Annotated in this window: 16 protein-coding genes and 1 pseudogene; 11 read left to right on the top strand and 6 right to left on the bottom strand. The window is 71.3% G+C overall.

From position 1 onward, the window contains the following. Window positions 1–10 precede the first annotated feature (10 nt). From nuoL to nuoN, 3 genes are read left to right on the top strand one after another with little or no spacing between them, the layout of a single operon-like run. Window positions 11–1948 (top strand): NADH-quinone oxidoreductase subunit L, encoded by a 1938-nt coding sequence (gene nuoL, locus ACWFR1_RS02835; RefSeq protein ID WP_453545695.1) that lies wholly within the window; start codon window positions 11–13, stop codon window positions 1946–1948. A gap of 5 nt (window positions 1949–1953) precedes the next feature. Continuing rightward, window positions 1954–3534, top strand: a complete 1581-nt coding sequence (locus tag ACWFR1_RS02830) for an NADH-quinone oxidoreductase subunit M (protein WP_453545693.1) — start codon at window positions 1954–1956, stop codon at window positions 3532–3534. Next, the gene (gene nuoN, locus ACWFR1_RS02825) at window positions 3531–5183 is read left to right on the top strand and encodes an NADH-quinone oxidoreductase subunit NuoN (RefSeq protein ID WP_453545691.1); all 1653 of its coding nucleotides are present in this window, start codon (window positions 3531–3533) and stop codon (window positions 5181–5183) included. The genes ACWFR1_RS02830 and nuoN overlap by 4 nt, the downstream gene beginning before the upstream one ends. Before the next feature lie 60 nt (window positions 5184–5243). On the opposite strand, the gene ACWFR1_RS02820 is transcribed toward nuoN, so the two are convergent. Beyond that, the gene (locus ACWFR1_RS02820) at window positions 5244–5804 is read right to left on the bottom strand and encodes a hypothetical protein (RefSeq protein WP_453545690.1); all 561 of its coding nucleotides are present in this window, start codon (window positions 5802–5804) and stop codon (window positions 5244–5246) included. Window positions 5805–6069: 265 nt separating this feature from the next. On the opposite strand from ACWFR1_RS02820, the pseudogene ACWFR1_RS02815 reads away from it, so the two are divergent. Beyond that, window positions 6070–6282, top strand: a pseudogene (locus tag ACWFR1_RS02815) (carbohydrate-binding protein); the annotation flags it as partial. A 51-nt stretch (window positions 6283–6333) separates the two neighbouring features. Here the strand turns inward: ACWFR1_RS02815 and fahA are convergent. Next, the gene (gene fahA / locus ACWFR1_RS02810) at window positions 6334–7560 is read right to left on the bottom strand and encodes a fumarylacetoacetase (protein WP_453545688.1); all 1227 of its coding nucleotides are present in this window, start codon (window positions 7558–7560) and stop codon (window positions 6334–6336) included. Window positions 7561–7851: 291 nt separating this feature from the next. On the opposite strand from fahA, the gene ACWFR1_RS02805 reads away from it, so the two are divergent. Continuing rightward, entirely contained in the window at window positions 7852–9195 is a 1344-nt protein-coding gene (locus ACWFR1_RS02805) for an LPXTG cell wall anchor domain-containing protein (protein WP_453545685.1), read from the top strand. 370 nt (window positions 9196–9565) lie between these two features. Here the strand turns inward: ACWFR1_RS02805 and ACWFR1_RS02800 are convergent, their stop codons facing one another. Further along, a complete protein-coding gene (locus ACWFR1_RS02800; protein WP_453545683.1) occupies window positions 9566–11572 on the bottom strand; it encodes a CocE/NonD family hydrolase in 2007 nt (668 codons plus the stop codon). Between the two features lie 19 nt (window positions 11573–11591). Further along, window positions 11592–13097, bottom strand: coding sequence for a peptide MFS transporter (locus tag ACWFR1_RS02795; RefSeq protein WP_453545681.1), 1506 nt, complete (start codon window positions 13095–13097; stop codon window positions 11592–11594). Between the two features lie 198 nt (window positions 13098–13295). On the opposite strand from ACWFR1_RS02795, the gene ACWFR1_RS02790 reads away from it, so the two are divergent. Both ACWFR1_RS02790 and ACWFR1_RS02785 read left to right on the top strand, forming a co-directional pair. Beyond that, on the top strand, window positions 13296–14306 hold the full coding sequence (locus ACWFR1_RS02790) for a polyprenyl synthetase family protein (RefSeq protein WP_453545679.1): 1011 nt from the start codon (window positions 13296–13298) through the stop codon (window positions 14304–14306). Between the two features lie 177 nt (window positions 14307–14483). Continuing rightward, window positions 14484–15692 carry a LolA family protein gene (locus tag ACWFR1_RS02785; protein WP_453545677.1) on the top strand — a complete coding sequence of 403 codons (1209 nt, stop codon included), beginning with the start codon at window positions 14484–14486 and terminating at the stop codon, window positions 15690–15692. A 77-nt stretch (window positions 15693–15769) separates the two neighbouring features. On the opposite strand, the gene ACWFR1_RS02780 is transcribed toward ACWFR1_RS02785, so the two are convergent. Further along, on the bottom strand, window positions 15770–17074 hold the full coding sequence (locus ACWFR1_RS02780) for a M28 family peptidase (protein ID WP_453545675.1): 1305 nt from the start codon (window positions 17072–17074) through the stop codon (window positions 15770–15772). A 237-nt stretch (window positions 17075–17311) separates the two neighbouring features. Here ACWFR1_RS02780 and ACWFR1_RS02775 point away from each other — a divergent pair, with 237 nt between their 5' ends. Both ACWFR1_RS02775 and ACWFR1_RS02770 read left to right on the top strand, forming a co-directional pair. After that, window positions 17312–18418, top strand: a complete 1107-nt coding sequence (locus ACWFR1_RS02775; protein WP_453545673.1) for a hypothetical protein — start codon at window positions 17312–17314, stop codon at window positions 18416–18418. An 86-nt stretch (window positions 18419–18504) separates the two neighbouring features. Next, window positions 18505–19002: a DUF1203 domain-containing protein gene (locus ACWFR1_RS02770; RefSeq protein ID WP_453545670.1), complete on the top strand. Its 498-nt coding sequence runs from the start codon at window positions 18505–18507 to the stop codon at window positions 19000–19002. A 19-nt stretch (window positions 19003–19021) separates the two neighbouring features. Here the strand turns inward: ACWFR1_RS02770 and ACWFR1_RS02765 are convergent, their stop codons facing one another. Beyond that, entirely contained in the window at window positions 19022–19489 is a 468-nt protein-coding gene (locus ACWFR1_RS02765; protein ID WP_453545668.1) for a VOC family protein, read from the bottom strand. 21 nt (window positions 19490–19510) lie between these two features. Between ACWFR1_RS02765 and ACWFR1_RS02760 the strand changes: the two genes are divergently transcribed. Beyond that, window positions 19511–20119, top strand: a complete 609-nt coding sequence (locus ACWFR1_RS02760; RefSeq protein ID WP_453545666.1) for a CGNR zinc finger domain-containing protein — start codon at window positions 19511–19513, stop codon at window positions 20117–20119. Next, window positions 20119–20475 (top strand): SRPBCC domain-containing protein, encoded by a 357-nt coding sequence (locus ACWFR1_RS02755; RefSeq protein ID WP_453545787.1) that lies wholly within the window; start codon window positions 20119–20121, stop codon window positions 20473–20475. The genes ACWFR1_RS02760 and ACWFR1_RS02755 overlap by 1 nt, the downstream gene beginning before the upstream one ends. The last annotated feature ends 68 nt before the right edge of the window (window positions 20476–20543 follow it).

Genomic DNA, 20543 nt, shown 5'->3' with positions numbered 1-20543 from the left:
GGGCTGACCCGTGGAAAATCTCATTGCGCTGCTCGTCGGGGCGCCTCTGCTGGGAGCGTTCGTTCTGCTCTGTGGCGGACGGCGGCTCGACAAGGCCGGGCACTGGCTCGGCACCCTGCTCGCGGCCGTCTCCTTCGTCATCGGCCTGGCGCTCTTCGCCGACATGCTCGGCAAGGGCGCCGAGGACCGGGCGCTGCACCAGCGGCTGTTCACCTGGATCCCGGTGGAGGGCTTCCAGGCGGACTTCGCCTTCCAGCTCGACCAGCTGTCGATGACCTTCGTCCTGCTGATCAGCGGGGTCGGCACGCTCATCCACGTGTACTCCATCGGCTACATGGAGCACGACGAGCGCCGCCGCCGCTTCTTCGGCTACCTCAACCTGTTCGTCGCGGCCATGCTCCTGCTGGTCCTCGCCGACAACTACCTGCTCCTGTACTTCGGCTGGGAGGGCGTCGGCCTCGCCTCGTACCTCCTGATCGGCTTCTGGCAGCACAAGCCCAGCGCGGCGACCGCCGCGAAGAAGGCCTTCCTGGTCAACCGCGTCGGCGACATGGGTCTGTCGATCGCCATCATGATCATGTTCACCACCTTCGGGACCTTCGCGTTCGGGCCGGTCCTGGCCTCGACCGACCAGGTCTCCGAGGGCACGGCGACCGCGATCGGTCTGATGCTGCTCCTCGCGGCCTGCGGCAAGTCGGCCCAGGTGCCGCTGCAGTCCTGGCTCGGGGACGCGATGGAGGGCCCGACCCCGGTCTCGGCCCTCATCCACGCGGCCACGATGGTGACCGCCGGCGTCTATCTGATCGTCCGCTCCGCCGACATCTTCAACGCGGCGCCGGACGCGCAGCTCGTCGTCACCGTCGTCGGCGCGGTCACGCTCCTCTTCGGTGCGATCGTCGGTTGCGCCAAGGACGACATCAAGAAGGCGCTCGCCGGTTCGACGATGTCGCAGATCGGCTACATGATCCTGGCGGCCGGCCTCGGCCCCATCGGCTACGTCTTCGCGATCATGCACCTGGTGACGCACGGCTTCTTCAAGGCCGGGCTGTTCCTCGGTGCCGGTTCGGTCATGCACGGCATGAACGACGAGGTCGACATGCGGAAGTACGGCGGCCTGCGGAAGTACATGCCGGTCACCTTCGTCACCTTCGGTCTCGGCTACCTCGCGATCATCGGCTTCCCCGGTCTGTCCGGCTTCTTCTCCAAGGACAAGATCATCGAGGCGGCCTTCGCGAAGGGCGGTACCGAGGGCTGGATCCTCGGCGCGGTCACCCTGCTGGGCGCGGCCATCACCGCGTACTACATGACCCGCGTGATGCTGATGACCTTCTTCGGCGAGAAGCGCTGGCAGCCGGCGCCCGACGCCGACGAGGTGCCGAGCGCCGAGCTGGCGGCCGAGCACGCGGCGGGCAGCATGCCGCACCCGCACGAGTCGCCCAGGTCCATGACGATCCCGATGATCCTGCTGGCCGTCGGCTCGGTCGCCGGAGGCGCGTTCTTCGAGTTCGCCGGGTTCGTCGAGTGGCTGGAGCCGGTCACCGGCTACGCCCACGGCCACCCGCCGATCAGCGCCGCCGCCGTCACCACCGCCACCGTCGCCGTCATGGTCATCGGCGTCGGCCTCGCCTACCTCCAGTACGGGCGCAGGCCCGTCCCGGTGGTCGCCCCGCGCGGCTCGCTCCTCACCCGGGCCGCCCGCCGCGACCTGCTCCAGGACGACCTCAACCACGCCGTCTTCGTCACGGGCGGCACGCACCTCACCCGCTCGCTCGTCTACGTCGACCACTCCCTGGTCGACGGCGTCGTCAACGGCACCGCGGCCACTGTCGGCGGACTCTCCGGCCGGCTGCGCAAGCTCCAGAACGGCTACGCCCGCACGTACGCGGTCTCCATGTTCGGAGGTACTGCGGTGCTGATCGCCGCGACCCTGCTGATGAGGGCGGTGTAACTCTCATGTCCTTCCCGCTCCTTACGCTGACGGCAGCGGTGCCGGCGGTCGGTGCGATCCTCACCGCCGCCGTCCCCGCCGCCCGTCGCACCGCCGCCAAGTGGCTGGCGCTGCTCGTCTCGCTCGCCACACTCGTGCTCGCCGCCGTCGTCTTCGTACGGTTCGAGCCAGGCGGCGAGCGGTACCAGCTGACCGAGTCCCACGCCTGGATCAAGGACTTCGGGGTCCGCTACGAACTCGGCGTGGACGGCATCGGGGTGGCGCTCATCGCGCTCACCGCCCTGCTGATCCCCTTCATCATCCTGGCGGGCTGGCACGACGCCGACCCCCTGGAGACGAAGTCGTCGCGCTGGCGCCCGACCCAGGGCTTCTTCGCCCTGATCCTCATGGTCGAGGCGATGGTGATCCTCTCCTTCGAGGCCACCGACGTCTTCCTCTTCTACGTCCTCTTCGAAGCCATGCTCATCCCGATGTACTTCCTCATCGGCGGCTTCGGCGACCGGGCGCACACGGGCTCCGACGAGAACGCGGCGGCCCAGCGCTCGTACGCGGCGGTCAAGTTCCTGCTCTACAACCTCGTCGGCGGCCTCATCATGCTGGCCGCGGTCATCGGGCTCTACGTGGTCGCGGGGAACTTCTCGCTCACCGAGATCGCCGAGGCCCGCGCCAACGGCTCGCTGGACATGGCGACCAACACCGAGCGGCTGCTCTTCCTCGGCTTCTTCTTCGCCTTCGCGGTGAAGGCGCCGCTGTGGCCGCTGCACACCTGGCTGCCGAACGCGATGGGGGAGGCGGCCGCCCCGGTCGCCGTCCTCATCACCGCCGTCGTCGACAAGGTCGGCACCTTCGCGATGCTCCGCTTCTGCCTGGGGCTCTTCCCCGAGGCCTCGAAGTGGGCCACCCCGGCGATCATCGTCCTCGCGCTCATCAGCATCGTGTACGGGGCGCTGGTCGCGGTCGGCCAGCGGGACATCAAGCGGCTGGTCGCCTACGCGTCGATCTCGCACTTCGGCTTCATCATCCTGGGCATCTTCGCGATGACCACCCAGGGCCAGTCCGGTGCCACGCTCTACATGGTCAACCACGGCATCTCGACGGCCGCCCTGATGCTCGTCGCCGGCTTCCTGATCTCCCGGCGCGGCTCGCGGCTCATCGCCGACTACGGCGGTGTGCAGAAGGTCGCCCCGGTGCTCGCCGGCACCTTCCTCATCGGCGGCCTCGCGACCCTGTCGCTGCCCGGACTCGCGCCGTTCGTCAGCGAGTTCCTGGTCCTGGTCGGCACGTACGCCCGCTACCCGGTGGCCGGGATCATCGCCACCACGGGCATCGTCCTCGCCGCGCTGTACGTCCTCGTCCTGTACCAGCGGACGATGACGGGACCGGTGAAGGAGGAGGTGCGCGGGCTGCCGGACCTGAGGGTGCGCGAACTGGCGGTGGTCGTCCCGCTGATCGCCGTCCTGATCTTCCTCGGCGTCTTCCCGAAGCCGCTGACGGACGTCGTCAACCCGGCCGTGAAGCACACCATGTCCGACGTCCAGCAGAAGGACCCCCAGCCCACCGTGGAGAACGTGGAGGCAGCCAAGTGAGCGCAACGGCTGTCCACAGCCTGTGGACGACGGCGGCGGTCGAGCCGCTGAGCAAGATCCCCGCACCGCACATCGAGTACACGCAGCTCTCGCCCGTACTCATCGTGCTCACCGCCGCGATCGTCAGCGTCCTCGTCGAGGCCTTCGTGCCCCGCAAGGGCCGCTACGTGTCCCAGGTGTTCCTCTCGGTCCTCGCCCTTGCCGCGGCCTTCGCCGCCGTCGTCGCCCTGGCGGCCGGCGGCTACGGCACCACCAAGGCCCAGATCGCGGCCATGGGCGCGATCGCCGTCGACGGACCCGCCCTGTTCCTCCAGGGCACCATTCTCCTCGCCTCGATCGTGTCGGTCTTCACCTTCGCCGAGCGCAGGCTCGACCCGGCCGACCACGGCCACAAGGTCGACTCCTTCGCCGCCGAGGCCGCCGCGGTCCCCGGCAGCGACCAGGAGAAGGCGGCCGTCAAAGCCGGGTTCACCACCACCGAGGTCTTCCCGCTCGCGCTCTTCGCGATCGCCGGCATGCTCGTCTTCCCGGCGGCCAACGACCTCCTGACGCTCTTCGTCGCCCTGGAGGTCTTCTCCCTCCCGCTGTACCTGCTCTGCGCCGTCGCCCGCCGCAAGCGGCTGATGTCGCAGGAGGCGGCCGTCAAGTACTTCCTGCTCGGCGCCTTCTCCTCGGCGTTCCTGCTCTTCGGGATCGCCCTGCTCTACGGCTACGCCGGCTCCGTCTCGTACGCGACGATCGCCCGGGTCGTCGACGGCGCCGTCGTCTCCGTCGACCCGGCGCTCGCCGACACCATGGGCAACGACGTCCTGCTGCTCATCGGCTTCGCGATGGTCCTCACGGGGCTCCTCTTCAAGGTCGGCGCCGTGCCGTTCCACATGTGGACCCCGGACGTCTACCAGGGCGCCCCGACCCCGGTCACCGGCTTCATGGCCGCCGCGACCAAGGTCGCCGCGTTCGGCGCGCTGCTCCGCCTGCTGTACGTGGTGCTGCCGGGCCTCACCTGGGACTGGCGGCCGGTCATGTGGGGCGTCGCGATCGTCACCATGCTGGGCGGTGCGATCGTCGCCATCACCCAGACCGACATCAAGCGGCTCCTGGCCTACTCGTCCATCGCGCACGCCGGGTTCCTGCTGGCCGGTGTCATCGCCGCCACCCCCGACGGCATCTCGTCCGTCCTCTTCTACCTGCTGGCGTACTCCTTCGTGACGATCGGCGCGTTCGCCGTCGTCACGCTCGTCAGGGACGCGGGCGGCGAGGCCACCCACCTCTCCAAGTGGGCCGGGCTCGGGCGTCGTTCGCCGCTCGTCGCGGCGGTCTTCGCGGTCTTCCTGCTCGCCTTCGCCGGCATTCCGCTGACCTCCGGCTTCTCCGGCAAGTTCGCGGTCTTCAAGGCGGCGGCGGACGGCGGCGCGGGCGCGCTCGTCGTGGTCGGCGTGCTCTCCTCGGCGATCGCCGCGTTCTTCTACATCCGGGTGATCGTGCTGATGTTCTTCAGCGAGCCGAAGGCGGACGGCCCCACGGTCGCCGTGCCCTCGGCGCTGACGACGCTCACCATCACGGCGGGCGTCGTGGTCACGCTGGTGCTCGGCCTCGCGCCGCAGTACTTCCTGGACCTGGCGAACCAGGCGAGCGTCTTCGTCCGGTAGCGGGGGTACGGCAGAGGGCCCGGTCTCCGCGCGCGGAAGGCCGGGCCCTTCGTCGTACGCCTACGCCTTCGGGTGGCCCTCAGGGCAGGGGGTGCAGTGCACCCGCGGGTTGTACGGGGTGAAGACGCCCTTCGGGTTCTTCTTGAAGATCCACGCGTGCAGCGAGTAGTGGGGCCCGACGGGCTCGAAGTCGAACGGCCCGTCGAAACCCCGGTCGAAGAGCTGCGGCCTGGGCAGGTTCTTGTCCGGGTCGGGGACGACCCACTCGACCGCGACCAGCTCGCGCTTGCCGGTCTTGTGGTCTTCCTCGTACAGCACGGCGGCAGGCTTCGTAGGGTCGGTGGAGCCGAGGTTCGCCGGGTTGACGTAGTGGTAGCCCATGCCACCGAGCTTCGGGTCCTCGACGCACGTGTCGGTACGCAGGAAGCCGTCGTCGATGGCCTTCTGCTCCGACTTGTACTTCACCGTTGCGTCGTACGTCTTCTTCAGATCCGGGTGGGGGAAGTCGGTGACCGGCTTCCCGGCGGGGGCGGCCGAAACCGCGGGGGCGGCCCCCAGGGCCAGTGAGCCGGCGGCGGCCAGGGCGAGTGCGGCCATCAAGGGGCGGGGTCGTGCGGACATGTGTGTCTGCTCCTCGGGAGGGGGGCGCGCCGGTACGGGGCGCCTGACGTCGGCGGGCTCTCCCCGGCTCCCGCCGCCTCCAGCAGCATCGGCCGCCCGGCACGGAGGCCGCACGCGGGGGTGACCCATTGGTGTGTGTGCCGCTGCTGTCCGTGCCATCGCCGGAGCCGTTCGTGCTCTGTGCCGCTCGCCGAGAGGGAAGCCGCACCTTGTGTTGTGCGGCGGCATCGTCCTGGCAGGCACCTCTGCCGCGCCAGGTCCGTCCTTCGTCCTGAACGTGCCGCAGGACCCCGGCCCGAGTCCGAGCCCGACGGCGACCTCCACGGGGTCTCCCGGCGGCACCTGGGCCGCCGGGACCGCCTACCGGGCCGGGGACGCCGTCACGTACGGCGGCCTGGGCCACGTGTGCCTCCAGGCACACACGGCCCAGGCCGGCTGGGAGCCGCCGAACGTCCCCGCGCTGTGGCGGGTGCGCTGACGGCCGTACGGGCCGGACGGCTCGTACGCGTCAGGCGGCTCGTACCACGACTCAGGCGGAGGGGACGATCCGGCCGCGGACCTCGCCGAGGCCCACCCGCGTGCCGTCCGGGCCCGGCGCCCAGGCCGTGAGCACGACCTCGTCGCCGTCCTCCAGGAACGTCCGCTTGCCACCGGCGAGGTCGATCGCGTCCCGGCCGTTCCAGGTGAGTTCGAGCAGCGAGCCGCGCTGGCCGACCTCGGGCCCGGACACCGTCCCGGAGCCGTACAGGTCACCCGTGCGCAGCGAGGCGCCGTTCACCGTCATGTGGGCGAGCTGCTGGGCCGCCGTCCAGTACATGGTGGAGAACGGCGGCTCGGCGACGGTCTCGCCGTTGATCTCCACCGTGATCCGCACGTCGAAGCCGCCCGGCACCTCCTCGGCCGCGTCCTCCAGGTACGGAAGAAGGGGGAAGTCCCGCGCGGGCGGGGCGGTCCGGGCGGCGTCCAGCGCCTCCAGGGGCGTCACCCACGCCGCGACCGACGTCTGGAACGACTTGCCGAGGAACGGGCCGAGCGGCACGTACTCCCAGGCCTGGATGTCCCGCGCCGACCAGTCGTTGAGCAGCGTCAGACCGAAGACGTGCTCCTGGAAGTCGCCGAGCGGCACCGGCCGGCCCAGCTGCGACGGGGTGCCGACGAGGAAGCCGACCTCCGCCTCGATGTCCAGCTTCACGGAGGGCCCGAAGACCGGGGCCGCGTCCGTCGGCGCCTTGCGCTGCCCGGAGGGGCGTACGACAGCGGTGCCGGAGACCACGACCGTGCCCGCACGGCCGTGGTAGCCGATCGGCAGGTGCTTCCAGTTGGGGGTGAGGGCGTCGCCGTCGGGGCGGAAGATCCTGCCCACGTTGGTCGCGTGGTGCTCGCTCGCGTAGAAGTCGACGTAGTCCGCGACCTCGTACGGCAGGTGCAGCGTCACCGCGTCCAGCGGGTGGAGCAGCGGCTCGATGTCCGCCCGGTGCGCGGGCACCGTCACCCAGGCCGTGAGCGCCCGGCGCACATCGCGCCAGGCGGTCCGCCCGGCCGCGAGCAGCGGGTTCAGGCTCGGCTGCGCGAGCAGCGCGGCGTAGGGCGAGCCGAGCGCGTGCGCGGCGGCGCCCGCGTCCAGCACGTACCCGCCGATCCGGACGCCGAGCCGGCGCCGCTCGGGCTCGTCGGCGGTGGAGAAGACGCCGTACGGGAGGTTGTGCGGGCCGAAGGGATCGCCCTCGGCCAGGTCGAGCGGGCTGTGCTCGGACATCTGTGCGTGCCTCGCTTTCCACGTGTGTGGGGGACACGTTACGGGGCGGGCCGCCGGGCTCTGATGACATGGATCACACAGAAACTGCGGCCTCCGTGGGCAACTGTCCGTATTCGCGCGGTATGCGGCCGCGAGTCGTCCTGGAGCCCGCCCCGAGCGGTGAGAACAGGGCTCCCGAGGAGGTCTCCCGGGCCCTACGATCGCGGTGGCGTCGCGCCGCGTGAAGTCCCCGCGGAGGCGTGCCCCAACGCACTCTTTTCGCTCTCCCTGACCAGGAAAAAGGTCCACACTGTGAAGATTCGTCGCATCCTCGCGACCGCCGTGGCCGCCGCCGTGACCACCCCGGTCGTGTTCCTCTCCGCCGCGCCGGCGTTCGCCGACACCAAGCCGTCGTCCGCGTCGACGCAGAAGCCCGCGTCCGACGAGGACGAGAAGCCCTCGTACGAGGCGCTGGAGAAGGCCGTCGCCGACGCGGAGGCCAAGCTCGACGACCTCAACGCCAAGCGCGAGGCGGTCGTGAAGGACCTCATGGACGGCAACGTCGGCGAGGCCGTGAAGACCGAGCTCGCCGCCGCCGAGGCCGCCGTCGAGGCCGCCAAGACCGCGAAGGCCACCGCCGACGCGGCGCTCGTCACCGCCGAGGCGGATCTGGCGAAGCTGAAGGAGACCGGCAGCACCGCCACTCCGGAGGAGATCGCGACGGCCGAGACGGCCGTCGCCACCGCGAAGACCGCCGTCGAGACCGCCGCCACCACCAAGGCCGCGGCCGACCTTCGCCTGAAGAACGCGGACACGGCCTTCGACGACGCGCGGGTCGCCCTCGCCCGGAAGGCCAGCCTCCTCGCGGCCGACATCGTCGTGGCCGAGCAGGAGCTCGCCGACGCGGAAGAGGCCCTGGAGTCCTTCGAGGAGGGCGTCGACTGCCCTGAGGACGACTCCGTCAAGGTCGCCCTGAGCGGTCCGAAGTCGGTCACCGCCGGTGCCGCCGCGATCTTCTCCCTGCGCGTCACCAACACCTCCGAGCGCACGCTCGACGAGGTCGAGGCCCTCGCCTACGCCGCCGCCCTGCCCGACAGCATGGAGGACGTCGACGACGAGGAGGAGGACTTCAAGGAGTACATCACCGTCGAGTGGTCCTCCGCGGACGTCCCGCAGTGGAAGAAGATCACCGAGGAGGACGAGTCCATCGAGGTCGGCGCCCTGGCCGCGGGCAAGTCCGAGGACGTGAAGCTGCGCCTCACCGTCGCCGCCGACACCCCGGTCGGCCCCGGTGTCGCCTTCGCCGCCGGCGCGTACCAGAACAACGACGAGACCTGCGGCTTCGGCGAGGAGTACGCGACCGCGAACTTCGAGATCCTCGGCAAGGGCGACAAGCCGAAGCCCACCCCGTCGACCACCACCCCGGCGCCGTCCCCGTCGACCACGACGCCCACCCCGGCGCCGACCGCCACCGCGGGCAACACCGGCACCACCCAGCAGGGCGGCTCGTCCAACACCCCGGTGAACAACGGCGCCCTCGCCTCCACCGGTGCCAACGACACCCTGCCGCTCGGCCTCGCCGCCGCGGGCGCCGTCGTCCTCGGCGCCGGCGCGCTCGTCATCGCCCGCCGCCGCAAGGCCGCCGCGAACGTCTGACGGCCCATCGCCCGCGGCTCGTCCGCGCGGTACCACAGATGACGGAACGGCCCCGGGGGAGTGAACCCCCGGGGCCGTTCCCGTGCCCGGCGCGCGTGGCCGGGACTCAGGTCCACAGCTGGCCCTTCATCAGCAGGTGGCCGTGGAGCAGCGAGAGCTGGGGATGGGCGAGTTCGCCCTGCCGGACGGCGATGGGCGACCTCGTCGAACTGCTCGTTGTGGGCGCGCGCCCTGTCCTGGAGCAGCCGGTGCAGCTTCGCGTTGTCGGCGCGTCCGGGACTCACCTCGACCGGGTGACAGTCCGGGACCGTCGTCGCCGCGGAGACCGGGGCCTCCGCCGCCGGGGCCGAGGGGCCCTTGCGGGGAGACGTCAGCCCGCCGTGCGCGGGATGCTCTTCTCCCATGTGCGGTGGAAGACGACCTCGCCGCCCTCCCTGCACACCACCTCGTTCGAGGTGTGGAAGGAGTCCGCGTCGCAGGAGATCTCCGAGCGCGTGTCGATCGTGACGTCCCAGGCCAGCTCGGGCCGGTGCAGCCGGATCGACCACTCCGAGCGGGTCCGCGCGGACAGCGGGTCGCCCTCGTCGATCGTGTAGGTCTCCACCGCGTCCTCGGTGAACTCCAGGCCGTCCGGGTAGACCCGCGTCCCCCCGTACTTCGGGTCGACCTCCAGCTTCCACTCGCCCTTGGCCACGTCCCGCACCACGACCCGCTCGGGGCGCGGCTCCTCCAGGGTGCGCGGGTAGGCCACGCCCAGCGGCTCGGACTGCTCCGGCTCCTCCCACTCGACGGCGTCCTCGGTGGGGCGGCGTACCGGCAGGGTGAGGGAGGAGCCCGCCGGGTCGAGCGTGAAGCCCTTCGCGTCCGGCTGCGGCCAGATCCACGGCCAGTACGTCGAGGAGACCGCGAGCCGCACGCGGTGGCCGGGCGGGAAGGTGTGCCCGATGCCGTTCAGCTCGAAGACGAAGCTCTCCCACTCGTCGATCTGCGCCTCCACGGACCGGTCGCGGCCGTAGCGGGCGGAGAAGTTGAGCGCGCCCCTGGTGACGAGCGTGGAGGAGCCGTCGGGGGCGATGTCGCAGAGCCGGGCGACGACCTGGCCGGTGGGCGCGGGCGTCCGGAGGTGGAGGTTCACGGACGGCCGGCCGAGGATCTCGATGGGGAGGCCGTCCTCGGGGACGGGGAAGTCGAAGCAGGCCGAGTGGGCGTCCTCGTCGCGCTGGTCCGGCGGCAGGTCGGCGTCGTTGCCGAAGGGGAAGAAGCGGCCGGCGTCGATGCCGGTCTGCTGCGGGGAGTCGACGACGACGGGGGCGCCCTGGAAGGCGTACGTGACGGGGGTGACGTTCGGGGAGGGCCAGGCGGGGTCGGTGACCCAGCGGCCCGGCAGCTCCGCGTACACGGTGGCCGGCGGGTGCGACTCGCTGATCCAGGTGCGCAGCAGCGGCTCGGCCATGACGTCGTTCTCGGCGCCCTTGAGGTGGTGGTCCCACCAGCGCAGGGTCTCCTGGAGGAAGCCGATGGCGGGGCCCGGCGGCAGGCCGCGGTCCGGGTACTGGTGGGACCAGGGGCCGATGATGCCGCGCACCCGGTCCTGGGGGAGGTGCTCGGCGAGCCGCAGGACGGTGTCGCGGTACGGGTCGTGCCAGCCGCCGACGGCGAGGACGGCGGCCCCGATCGCGGAGTAGTCCTCGCAGACGCTGCCGTGCCGCCAGTACGCGTCGCGGGTCTGGTGGGCGAGCCAGGTGTGGATGAGCGGGTCCACGGCCTCCAGGCGCTTCAGCCACCGCTCGCGCCACTCCTCGCCCACGTACTGCGGGTCCGGCGGCCGGCAGACGAAGGCGAGCATGGTGGCGGCCCAGGCGTGCATGTCGACGCCGAGGACCGAGCCGCCCATGTAGTGGACGTCGTTGTCGTAGCGGTCGTCGGTGGAGCAGACGGTGACGATCGCCTTGAGGGGTTCGGGGGCGAGGGCGGCGACCTGGAGCGCGTTGAACCCGCCCCAGGAGATGCCGAACATGCCGACCTTCCCCGTGCACCAGGGCTGCTCGGCGAGCCAGTTCACGACGGCCACGCCGTCGGCGAGCTCGACGGCGTCGTACTCGTCGCCGGGGAGGCCCTCGCTGTTGCCGTGGCCGCGGACGTCGACCCGTACGGAGGCGTAGCCGTGGCCCGCGTACCAGGGGTGGCGCTGCCAGTCGCGGGGCGCGGTCCAGTCGGTGAGGCGGTACGGCAGGTACTCCAGGAGGGCCGGTACGGGCTCCTCGGTGACCGGGCGCCAGATCCGGGCGTACAGCCGCGTGCCGTCCGGCAGCGGGATGCGGACGTCCTCGTGGCGGGTCTCGTACGGGAAGTCGGTACGGATCTTCGGCTTCGGCATCGGGTCCCCTCGGGGTGCCTCAGTGGACGGGGTGCATGGTGCGGCGCAGCCAGGGCGCCAGGGCGATCACGGCGAGGCCGACGGCGACGGCCACGGCGCCGTTCACGCCGAAGTACGCCGGCTTGGAGACGTCGTCGTAGAGCTTCACGGTCTGGGCCTGGATGCCGTTGGCGAGCGCGAGCGAGAGGAACCAGAGCGACATCGTCTGGCTGGAGAAGGCCTTCGGGGCGAGCTTGCTGGTGGCGGACATCCCGGAGGTCTCCAGGAGCACGTCGCCGAGGCCCAGCAGCAGGTACGAGCCGACGATCCACCAGGCGGCCATCTGGTACGTGTCGTCGGCGTGCCCGGAGGTCGGCAGGACCATCAGGAGGAACGACAGGCCGCCGAGGATCACACCGAAGGCGATCTTGTTGGAGGCGTGCGGCTGCCGGTGCCCCATCCGGGCCCAGGCGGCGGCCACCACGGGCGCCAGGAGGACCTCGAAGGCGCCGAGGGCGGAGGCGTACCAGCCGGCCGGGAAGTCGAAGCCGAGGATGGTCGTGCGGGCGTTGGTGGACGCCAGCAGGATCATCGTCGAGTACGCCTGGAAGAGGATGAAGTTGAACACCACCGAGGCCAGGAAGAGCACGATGTACGGCTTGAGGCGGCCGCGCTCCTCGGCCGTGACCCGGGGGCTCGTGAACATCACCCAGAAGTAGACGACGGGCGCGGTGACCGAGATCAGCGTCAGCAGGTCGACGAACCGGTCCATGGTCAGCCAGCCCGTGAGGGCGAGCCCCACGGCGAGGATCGCCGTCACGACCGTCCCGACGACGATCAGCTGGACGGCGCGGCGCAGGGCGTCCGGGGCGAGCGCGAACTCGGCGGCGTGCTTGCGCCCGGCCAGGTGACGGCGGCCCGCCACGTACTGGATCAGGCCGAGGGTCATGCCGAGCGCGGCGGCCGAGAAGCCCCAGTGGTAGCCCTGGTGGTCGGCGAGCCAGCCGGTGATCAGCGGGCCGGCGAAGGCGCCGATGTTGATCGCCATGTAGTAGAGCGCGAAACCGGCGTCGCGGCGGTCGTCGTCGGTGCGGTACAGCTTGCCGACCATGGTCGCCACGTTCGGCTTGAGGAGGCCCGTGCCGGCGCTGATCAGACCGAGGCCCAGCCAGGTCATGGCGGCGGTCGGCACGGCCATCGCGTAGTGGCCGCAGGCGATGAGGATGCCGCCCCAGAGGACCGCGCGGTACGAGCCGAGGATGCGGTCCGCGAGCCAGCCGCCGGCCACCGAGACGAGGTAGACGAGCGTGCCGTAGGCGGCGGAGACCGAGGCGGCGGTGCCGGAGGCCATGCCGAGGCCGCCGTCGGAGACGCTCGCGGCGAAGTAGAGGACGAGGATCGCCTGCATCCCGAGGAACGAGAACCGCTCCCAGACCTCCAGGCCCGAGAGGGTCAGCAGGCCACGGGGGTGACCGAGGAACGCGTGGTCGTCCTCAGGGGGCGGCTGCTCGCCGTTCGTATCCGTATCGATCGTCGTTCGGGACAATTCACCTACTCCTGGTCGTATCAGCTGATCACGAACATACCGGGGGTGACGGGAAGGCGCCCACGGTGATCGAAAGGTGACCGGATACGCTGGCTTGAGTGAATCGAGCGACACATCGACAATCCATGTGATCGTCAACAGTCCATGTGAACAGTCCGTGTGATCGTCAGCAGGCGTCAGCAGACAGGAGACCCCCTCGTGACCGTCGTCGGGCCGTTCGGTCTTAGCGTGCGGGACCAGGCTCTTGAGGCCGATGTCCAGACCGGGTTGGCGGCTGTGGAGGCGGGCCTCCTGGACGCCACCAAGAGCGATGTCCCCTTCATCACGGAGGCCGCGCAGCATCTCGTCCTGGCCGGTGGCAAGCGGTTCCGCCCCCTGCTCGTGATGCTCGCCGCCCAGTTCGGCGACCCCTACGCGCCGGGCGTCGTGCCCTCCGCCGTGGTCGTCGAGCTCACCCACCTGGCCACGCTCTACCACGACGACGTCATGGACGAGGCGGACGTCCGGCGCGGAGTGCCGAGCGCCAACACGCGCTGGGGCAACTCGATCGCCGTCCTCACGGGTGACTTCCTCTTCGCCCGCGCCTCGCACACGCTCGCGGACCTCGGCCCCGAGGCCGTGCGCATCCAGGCCGAGGCGTTCGAACGGCTCGTCACCGGTCAGATCCTGGAGACCGCGGGCCCGACCGACGGCCGCGACCCCGTCGAGCACTACCTCGACGTCCTCGGCGGCAAGACCGGCTCGCTCGTCGCCGTCTCCTGCCGCTTCGGGGCGATGATGTCCGGCGCCGACGAGAGCGTCGTCGATACCCTCACCCAGTACGGGGAGCGGCTCGGCGTCGCCTTCCAGCTCGCCGACGACGTCCTCGACATCGCCTCCGACTCCCACGAATCCGGCAAGACCCCCGGCATCGACCTCCGCGAGGGCATCCCGACGCTGCCCGTCCTGCACCTGCGGGCCGCGGCGGCCGCCCACGGCCGCCCGGAGGACGTCGAGCTCGTCGCCCTCGTCGACGGCGACCTGACGGACGACGACCGGCACGCCGAGGTCCTGCGCCGGCTCCGCGTCCACCCGGCCCTCGAGCAGGCCCGCCGGGACACCGTGCGGTACGCGGAGGAGGCGCGCGCGATGCTGGCGCCGCTGCCCGACGGGTACGCCAAGGCGGCGCTCCAGGAGATGTGCGACGCGGTGGTCCACCGCGCGGCCTGAGGGTCCGCGGGCGCCCGCCGGGCGCCGGGGGTCCACCGCGCGGCTGAGGGAATCTCGGGGTCGGGTCATCCCGAAGCAGTACGCGAGGTTGATCCCGGGGGCTGACGCTTCCGCGCCCCCGCTTTGGTCAGATGGAGTCATCGACCACTAGGGCGCAGCACGGAGGAAGCGGAGACCATGGCAGACACCCGTAAGGCGAGCCGGTTCATCGTCCCGGTCGCGGTGGCAGGAGTGGCCGCGGCGACCATCGGGCTCGTCCCGGCACTGGCGGCGTCCGGTGACCCGGACCTCCCGGAGATCACGGCGCAGCAGCTCATCGAGAAGATCGCCGCCTCGGACACCCAGACCCTGTCCGGCACCTTCAGGATCTCCACCGACCTCGGCCTGCCCCTCGGCGGCCTGGCCGACCTCGGCGCTCTGGCCGGCGGGGACGGCGGCCCCTCCTCGGCGGACCCCACCGAGAAGCTCACCCAGCTCGTCTCCGGCACGCACACGCTGCGGGTGGCGGCCGACGGCCCCGACCGTCAGAAGCTGACGCTGCTCGACGGCTCCGACGAGTACAGCCTGATCCACAACGGCGACGACGTCTGGGCGTACGACAGCAAGTCCAACGAGGTCTTCCACGAGAAGGCCCCCGAGGGCGCGGGCGCCGAGAAGCACACGGCGCCGAAGGAGCTCCCGACCACGCCGAAGGAGCTCGCGGACGAGGTCCTGAAGGCGACCGGAGACACCACGTCGATCACGGTCGACGGCACGGCGAAGGTGGCCGGCCGGGACGCGTACCAGCTGGTGGTCAAGCCGAAGCAGTCCGGCTCGACGGTCGAGTCGATCAAGATCGCCGTGGACGCGGCGACCGGCACCCCGCTGAAGTTCACCCTGTCCTCGGTCGAGGGCGGCAAGCCGGTCGTCGACGCGGGCTTCACGAAGGTCGACTTCGGCAAGCCGGCGGCGTCCGACTTCACCTTCGAGGCCCCGGAGGGCGCGAAGGTCACGGAGGGCGCCGCGGAGAAGGGCGCGGGCGAGGAGAAGCTCCCCGAGGACCTCGCGAAGGATCTGGAGAAGGGCTTCGGCGGCGACCTCGGCGGCTTCGGTGGCCTCGGCGGCTTCGGCGGCCTCGGGGAGGGCGGCGGCCCGAACGTCATCGGTGAGGGCTGGACGGCGATCGCGAAGCTCGACACGGGCGCCCCGGCCCCGAAGACGGACGAGGCGCCGAAGGAGATCCAGGGTCTCCTGGACTCCTTCGGCGACAAGGTCACCGGGAAGTTCGGCTCGGGCACCGTCTTCAAGACGAAGCTGGTGAACGCGCTGCTCACGGATGACGGCAGGGTCTACGTCGGCGCGGTGACGCAGGACGCGCTGGTGAACGCGGCCAACGCCGGTAAGTAACCCTCAGGTTGGGACCCCGGGCGGGTCGGGGGCGATGGTCACCGACCCACCCGGGAGCTCTGTTTCCTCCGGACCCGCTACGGGAACGTCAGCTTGAAGCCGCTGATGTAGCCCGTGTCGACCGAGGCCTTGTCCTGGACGCGGAGCTTCCAGGCGCCGTTGGCGACCTCGGTGGAGGCGTTGACCGTGAAGGTCTGGACGATGTTGTCGGCGCTGCCGCCGGAGCGGTTGCTCAGGCTGTAGACCGAGCCGTCGGGGGCGACGAGGTCGACGACGAGGTCACCGCGGTAGGTGTGGACGATGTCCACGCCGACGGCGAGGTTGCTCGGGGCGTTGCCGGTGATGCCGGTGACGTTGACCGTCGAGGTGACCGCGGCGCCGTTGTCCGGGATGGACACGTCGGCCGTGTTCTCGAAGACCGTGCCGGTGGGCGGGGTGGTCGTGGTGCCGGACAGCGCCCAGACCGCGTGCGCGACCGCGTCGCTGTTGCGGTCGAGGGCCGTGTCGTTGATGTTCGACGTCGTGTCGCACGACGAGTGGTAGCAGCGGTCGAAGGCCGTGGCCGTACCGCCCCACTTCGACACCTGGGCACTGGTCTTGACCCGGCTCGCGCCCGTGAAGAGACCGCCGACGGGTATGCCGACGTTCTTGAACGAGGCGTGGTCCGAGCGGCCGTCGCCCTCGGTCTCGATCTCGGTGGGGACGCCGAGGCCCGCGAAGTAGTTCTTGAAGGTCGTCTCGATCGTCGGGTCGTCGTCGTAGACGAAGTAGCCCGGGTTCGGCGAACCGATCATGTCGAAGTTCAGGTAGCCCGATACCTTGGCGCGTTCGGTCGTCGGCAGCTGGCTGACGTAGTACTTCGAGCCGACGAGACCGAGCTCCTCCGCACCCCACCAGCCGAAGCGCAGGTGCTTGGACGGCTGGTACCCGGCGCGGGCGACGGCGAGGGCGGTCTCCAGGACGGCGGCGGAGCCGGAGCCGTTGTCGTTGATGCCGGCGCCGGACGAGACCGAGTCGAGGTGCGCGCCGGCCATCAGGACCTGGTTCGGGTCGCCGCCCGGCCAGTCGGCTATCAGGTTGTAGCCGACGGCGCTGTTGGAGGTGAACTGCTGGACGGTGGTGGTGTATCCGGCGGCGTCGAGCTTCGCCTTCACGAAGTCGATGGACGCCTTGTAGCCGGTACGGCCGTGGGCGCGGTTGCCGCCGTTGGCGTTGGCGATCGACTGGAGGTCCGTCAAGTGCTGCTTGACGTTGGCCAGGGGGATGTCGGGCGCGGCGGCGACGGCCTGCGACTCGGCGCCTGCGGTGCCGGTGAGACCGGCGAGCGCGAGGGCCGCGAGAGCGGCGACCGCGGTGACGCGTCTGGGCACGGAGATGTTCATGTGGGGGCTCCGGATTCCGAACGGGGATGGGACGGAACGTGCGAGACGCCTCGGGCTTGGGTGCCACGAGGCGCTGGAGCTGTGCGAGTGCATGTGCGGTGTTCAGTTGTTCTGCTGTGCGTGCTGAATGTTCAGTGAGAGTTTGACTCCGCGTCAAGAGCGGAAACCGGTCAGGTGCGTTCGCTCAGCGAACGAGCTACGGGGGCGGGGTCCGAGCGGTGACCTACGCTGCTGCCCGTGAGCGGAATAGACCTCGGAAACGGAATCGTCGGCGCCATTCTGGGAGTCGTCTTCGCGACCCTCTTCCAGCAGTGGACGCAGGACCTGTGGTTCAAGGTCAGGCGCCGCTCCGCCGGTGTCGTCCGCAGCCTCACCTACCGGCAGGAGCCCGGACGCGCCTGGACCGCGTTCTCGCTCGGCCCGCTGCACACCCCCGCCCTCGTCGTCGAGGGCGACGGCGACCGGGCCATCGCCGCGGAATCCGTCCATGTCCAAGTCCTCGAAGGTGACGTCGAGTTGCCCGCGGAGATGGCGGAGTGGCGCGCCGAGATCGAGGCCGAGGAGAACCGGGCCGTCGAGGCCGGCGAGCGCCGACCCGTCTGGAACGGGCCCCGGTACGCCGTCGAGTCCGTCGAGGTCTCCCGTACCGCCCTCGACGAACAGTCCGAGGTGCACCTGCGGCTGCGGCCGACGGACTACTACACCTTCCTCGCCGCCCAACAGCTCGACCGCCGCCTCCCCGACGGCACCACGCCACGCGGGCGCTACCTCGACCCGGACGCGCCGCTCGCCTCGCCCGCCTTCCTCCAGTGCAGCTTCGCCGTCAACATCGCCGTCGTCACCACCGACCACCTGCTCGTCGTCAGCCGTCGCAGCGACCGCGTCCGGATGGCCCCGGGCCTCTGGAACTCCTCCGTCAACGAGGGCCTCTCCCGCCACATCGACTCCGCCGGTCGCAACGCCCCCGACCTGCACTCGGTCGCCCGGCGGGGCATGCGCGAGGAGCTGGCGATCGAGCCGCACGAGTACACGCTCACGCTGCTCGCCTTCGTCCTCGACGTCAGCAAGCGCCACTGGAGCGCGCACTTCTACGCCCGGCTCACCGACCTCACGGGCGACCAGCTCCAGGCCCGCATGGGCCGGGGCGTCGCGGACCGCTGGGAGCACGAGACGATCGAGTACGTCCCCTTCCGTACGGCCGACGTCACCCGCCACCTCCTCGCCCCCGAACGCCGCCACCGCTGGGCGCCGTTGGCCCCGGCCCTCTTCCACCTGGCCCTGGTCCACGTGCACGGCCGCGCGTCGGTGGAACGCACGGAGGCGCAGGTGCTGAGGAGGCTGTAAAAGGCCAGGAGGCAGGGGGAAGCCCACCCGAGCGCGGCGTCCGAATTCCGCCAGCGGGTGGGGCGGGCGCGCGTGACGCTGGCTTCATGAGCATCTACACGGCCCGTGCCGTCCCGTCCTCCGCCCTCGCCCGGTTGCGCGTCACCGACGACGCCGGGCGTGCCTGTGTGCCGTTCGTCGACGCCGAGGGCGGGAGCCCCCTGCGCTGCTGTCTGCGGCTGTCCGTCGCCGGGGAGCGGATCGCGCTCGTCTCGTACGCACCGCTGCGGCGCTGGGCCGCCGAGGCCGGGGCCGAGCCGGGGGCGTACGACGAGCAGGGGCCCGTCTTCGTGCACGCCGAGGAGTGCGGGGGCCCCGGGCCCTCGGAGGCGTACCCCTTCGAGCGGGCCGGGGCGCTGCGGACCGTCCGGCGGTACGACGCGGAGGGCCGGATCGTCGGCGGGCGGCTCCTGGAGCTGCCCGAGGCGCCCGGCGAGGGCTTCGACCGGGCCTTCGCGGAGGCCTTCGCCGACCCGGCCGTCGCCCTCGTGCACGTCCGCGCCGTGGAGTACGGCTGCTTCCACTTCGAGGTGCGGCGGCCCTGACACCGGCCTCGGCCCCCCTCTACTGCACGCAGAACTCGTTTCCCTCGGGGTCGGCCATCACCGTCCAGGCCCCGGACGGCTCGTCCACGCGCCGCAGGACCGTCGCGCCGAGCCCCTCCAGACGGGTGACCTCCGCCTCGCGGCCGCCCGGGTCCGCGTGGAGGTCGAGGTGGAGCCGGTTCTTGACGGTCTTGGGCTCGGGGACGCGCTGGATGAGGAGGCGCCGGCCGAGACCGCCGCCCGTCGCCGGGTCGTGGGGGTCGTCCGGATGGCGGACGGCGGCGAGGTCGCGCCAGCCGAGGCGCTCGCGGTCCGTGCCCTGGTGGACGGTGACGGTCGCCTCGGGCGGCGCGGCCCCGGCGTCGAGGAGGCGCCGGACGAGCGCGTCGTGGTCCTCCTCCAGGTAGCCGAGGGCGGCGGCCCAGAAGACGGCCTGCGCGTGCGGGTCGGCGGCGTCGAGGACAAGCTTCCAATGGATGGGCTTCATGTAACTGGTTATACTGGTTACATGATGCAGGCCGCCACCGGAATGACCCTCCGGCACCGCGACGGACAGCGATTCCGCTTCGATGCCGGGGCTCTCTGTCTGGAGCTGCTCCTCACCGGGGGACCCGGCCCCGTCGCCGCGCAGTACGAGGTCCTCGACCGGGTCGACGGGCTGCTCGACTGGGTGCGGGACTGCCGCCTGGCCCCGGGACTCGACATCACCGTCACGGAACGCGACCTGGCTGCCGTGCGCGCGGTGCGGGACGCGCTCTGGGGCATCGCCCTCGCGCGGGCCGGGGGCGCCGACCTCGACCCCCAGGAGGTGGCAGTGGTCAACGCCGCTGCCGCCGAGCCCCCGCTCGTCGCCTTGATCGCCGCCGACGGCACGCGCGCGTGGGCGCCCGGAGCCACCGGGGCCAGGCTCTTGGCGACCGTCGCCCGGGACGCGGTCGAGCTGCTCACCGGGCCGCACGCCGACCGGGTCCGTGTCTGTGGCGCCGACAACTGCGCCCTCGTCTTCGCCGACACCTCACGCCCCGGGCGCCGCCGCTGGTGCTCGATGGACCGGTGCGGCAACCGCCACAAGGTGCGGGCGCACCGTGCCCGTACGCCATCGGAGGGAGAAGCATGATGCCCGTGGGACTGACGCGGGACGCCGGCTGGGAGATCGGCGTTTCCAAGACCCTGCCCCTGCCCGTCTCGACCGTCTGGGAGTTCCTCGTGAGCCCCGAAGGCCTGGCTCTCTGGCTCGGGCCCGGCGCCGAACTCCCCGCCGAGGGCGACCCCGCACTGCGCAGCCTCCGGCCCCGTGACCGTGTCCGCCTGTCGTACGGCGAGACCGTCCTCCAGGTCGCGGTCTCCGCCGCGGGCGACGGCCGGACCGTGCTCCGCTTCCACCAGGAGCACATGGCGAGCGCCGAGGAGCGCGAGCGTCAACGCGCCCACTGGAAGGGCGTGATGGCCGAGATCGTGCGGCGTCTGGAGTGACGACGCGGGACGGATAGGGATGTCGCCGGCGCCCCCGGAGTCGTAGGGTCGGCCCGCCGGGCCGTGGA

The organism is Streptomyces sp. NPDC055103 (assembly GCF_053607625.1).
The sequence above is the reverse complement of the archived record's forward strand: the minus strand, read 5'-3'. Positions and strand labels throughout refer to the sequence as shown.

What these genes read in the sequence shown, in the direction of transcription:
- ACWFR1_RS02830 (WP_453545693.1), top strand. Translation starts at nt 1,954, where the DNA reads ATGTCCTTCCCGCTCCTTACGCTGACGGCAGCGGTGCCGGCGGTCGGT.
- ACWFR1_RS02820 (WP_453545690.1), bottom strand. Translation starts at nt 5,804, where the DNA reads ATGTCCGCACGACCCCGCCCCTTGATGGCCGCACTCGCCCTGGCCGCC.
- fahA (WP_453545688.1), bottom strand. Translation starts at nt 7,560, where the DNA reads ATGTCCGAGCACAGCCCGCTCGACCTGGCCGAGGGCGATCCCTTCGGC.
- ACWFR1_RS02800 (WP_453545683.1), bottom strand. Translation starts at nt 11,572, where the DNA reads ATGCCGAAGCCGAAGATCCGTACCGACTTCCCGTACGAGACCCGCCAC.
- ACWFR1_RS02785 (WP_453545677.1), top strand. Translation starts at nt 14,484, where the DNA reads ATGGCAGACACCCGTAAGGCGAGCCGGTTCATCGTCCCGGTCGCGGTG.
- ACWFR1_RS02780 (WP_453545675.1), bottom strand. Translation starts at nt 17,074, where the DNA reads ATGAACATCTCCGTGCCCAGACGCGTCACCGCGGTCGCCGCTCTCGCG.
- ACWFR1_RS02770 (WP_453545670.1), top strand. Translation starts at nt 18,505, where the DNA reads ATGAGCATCTACACGGCCCGTGCCGTCCCGTCCTCCGCCCTCGCCCGG.
- ACWFR1_RS02765 (WP_453545668.1), bottom strand. Translation starts at nt 19,489, where the DNA reads ATGAAGCCCATCCATTGGAAGCTTGTCCTCGACGCCGCCGACCCGCAC.
- ACWFR1_RS02760 (WP_453545666.1), top strand. Translation starts at nt 19,511, where the DNA reads ATGATGCAGGCCGCCACCGGAATGACCCTCCGGCACCGCGACGGACAG.
- ACWFR1_RS02755 (WP_453545787.1), top strand. Translation starts at nt 20,119, where the DNA reads ATGCCCGTGGGACTGACGCGGGACGCCGGCTGGGAGATCGGCGTTTCC.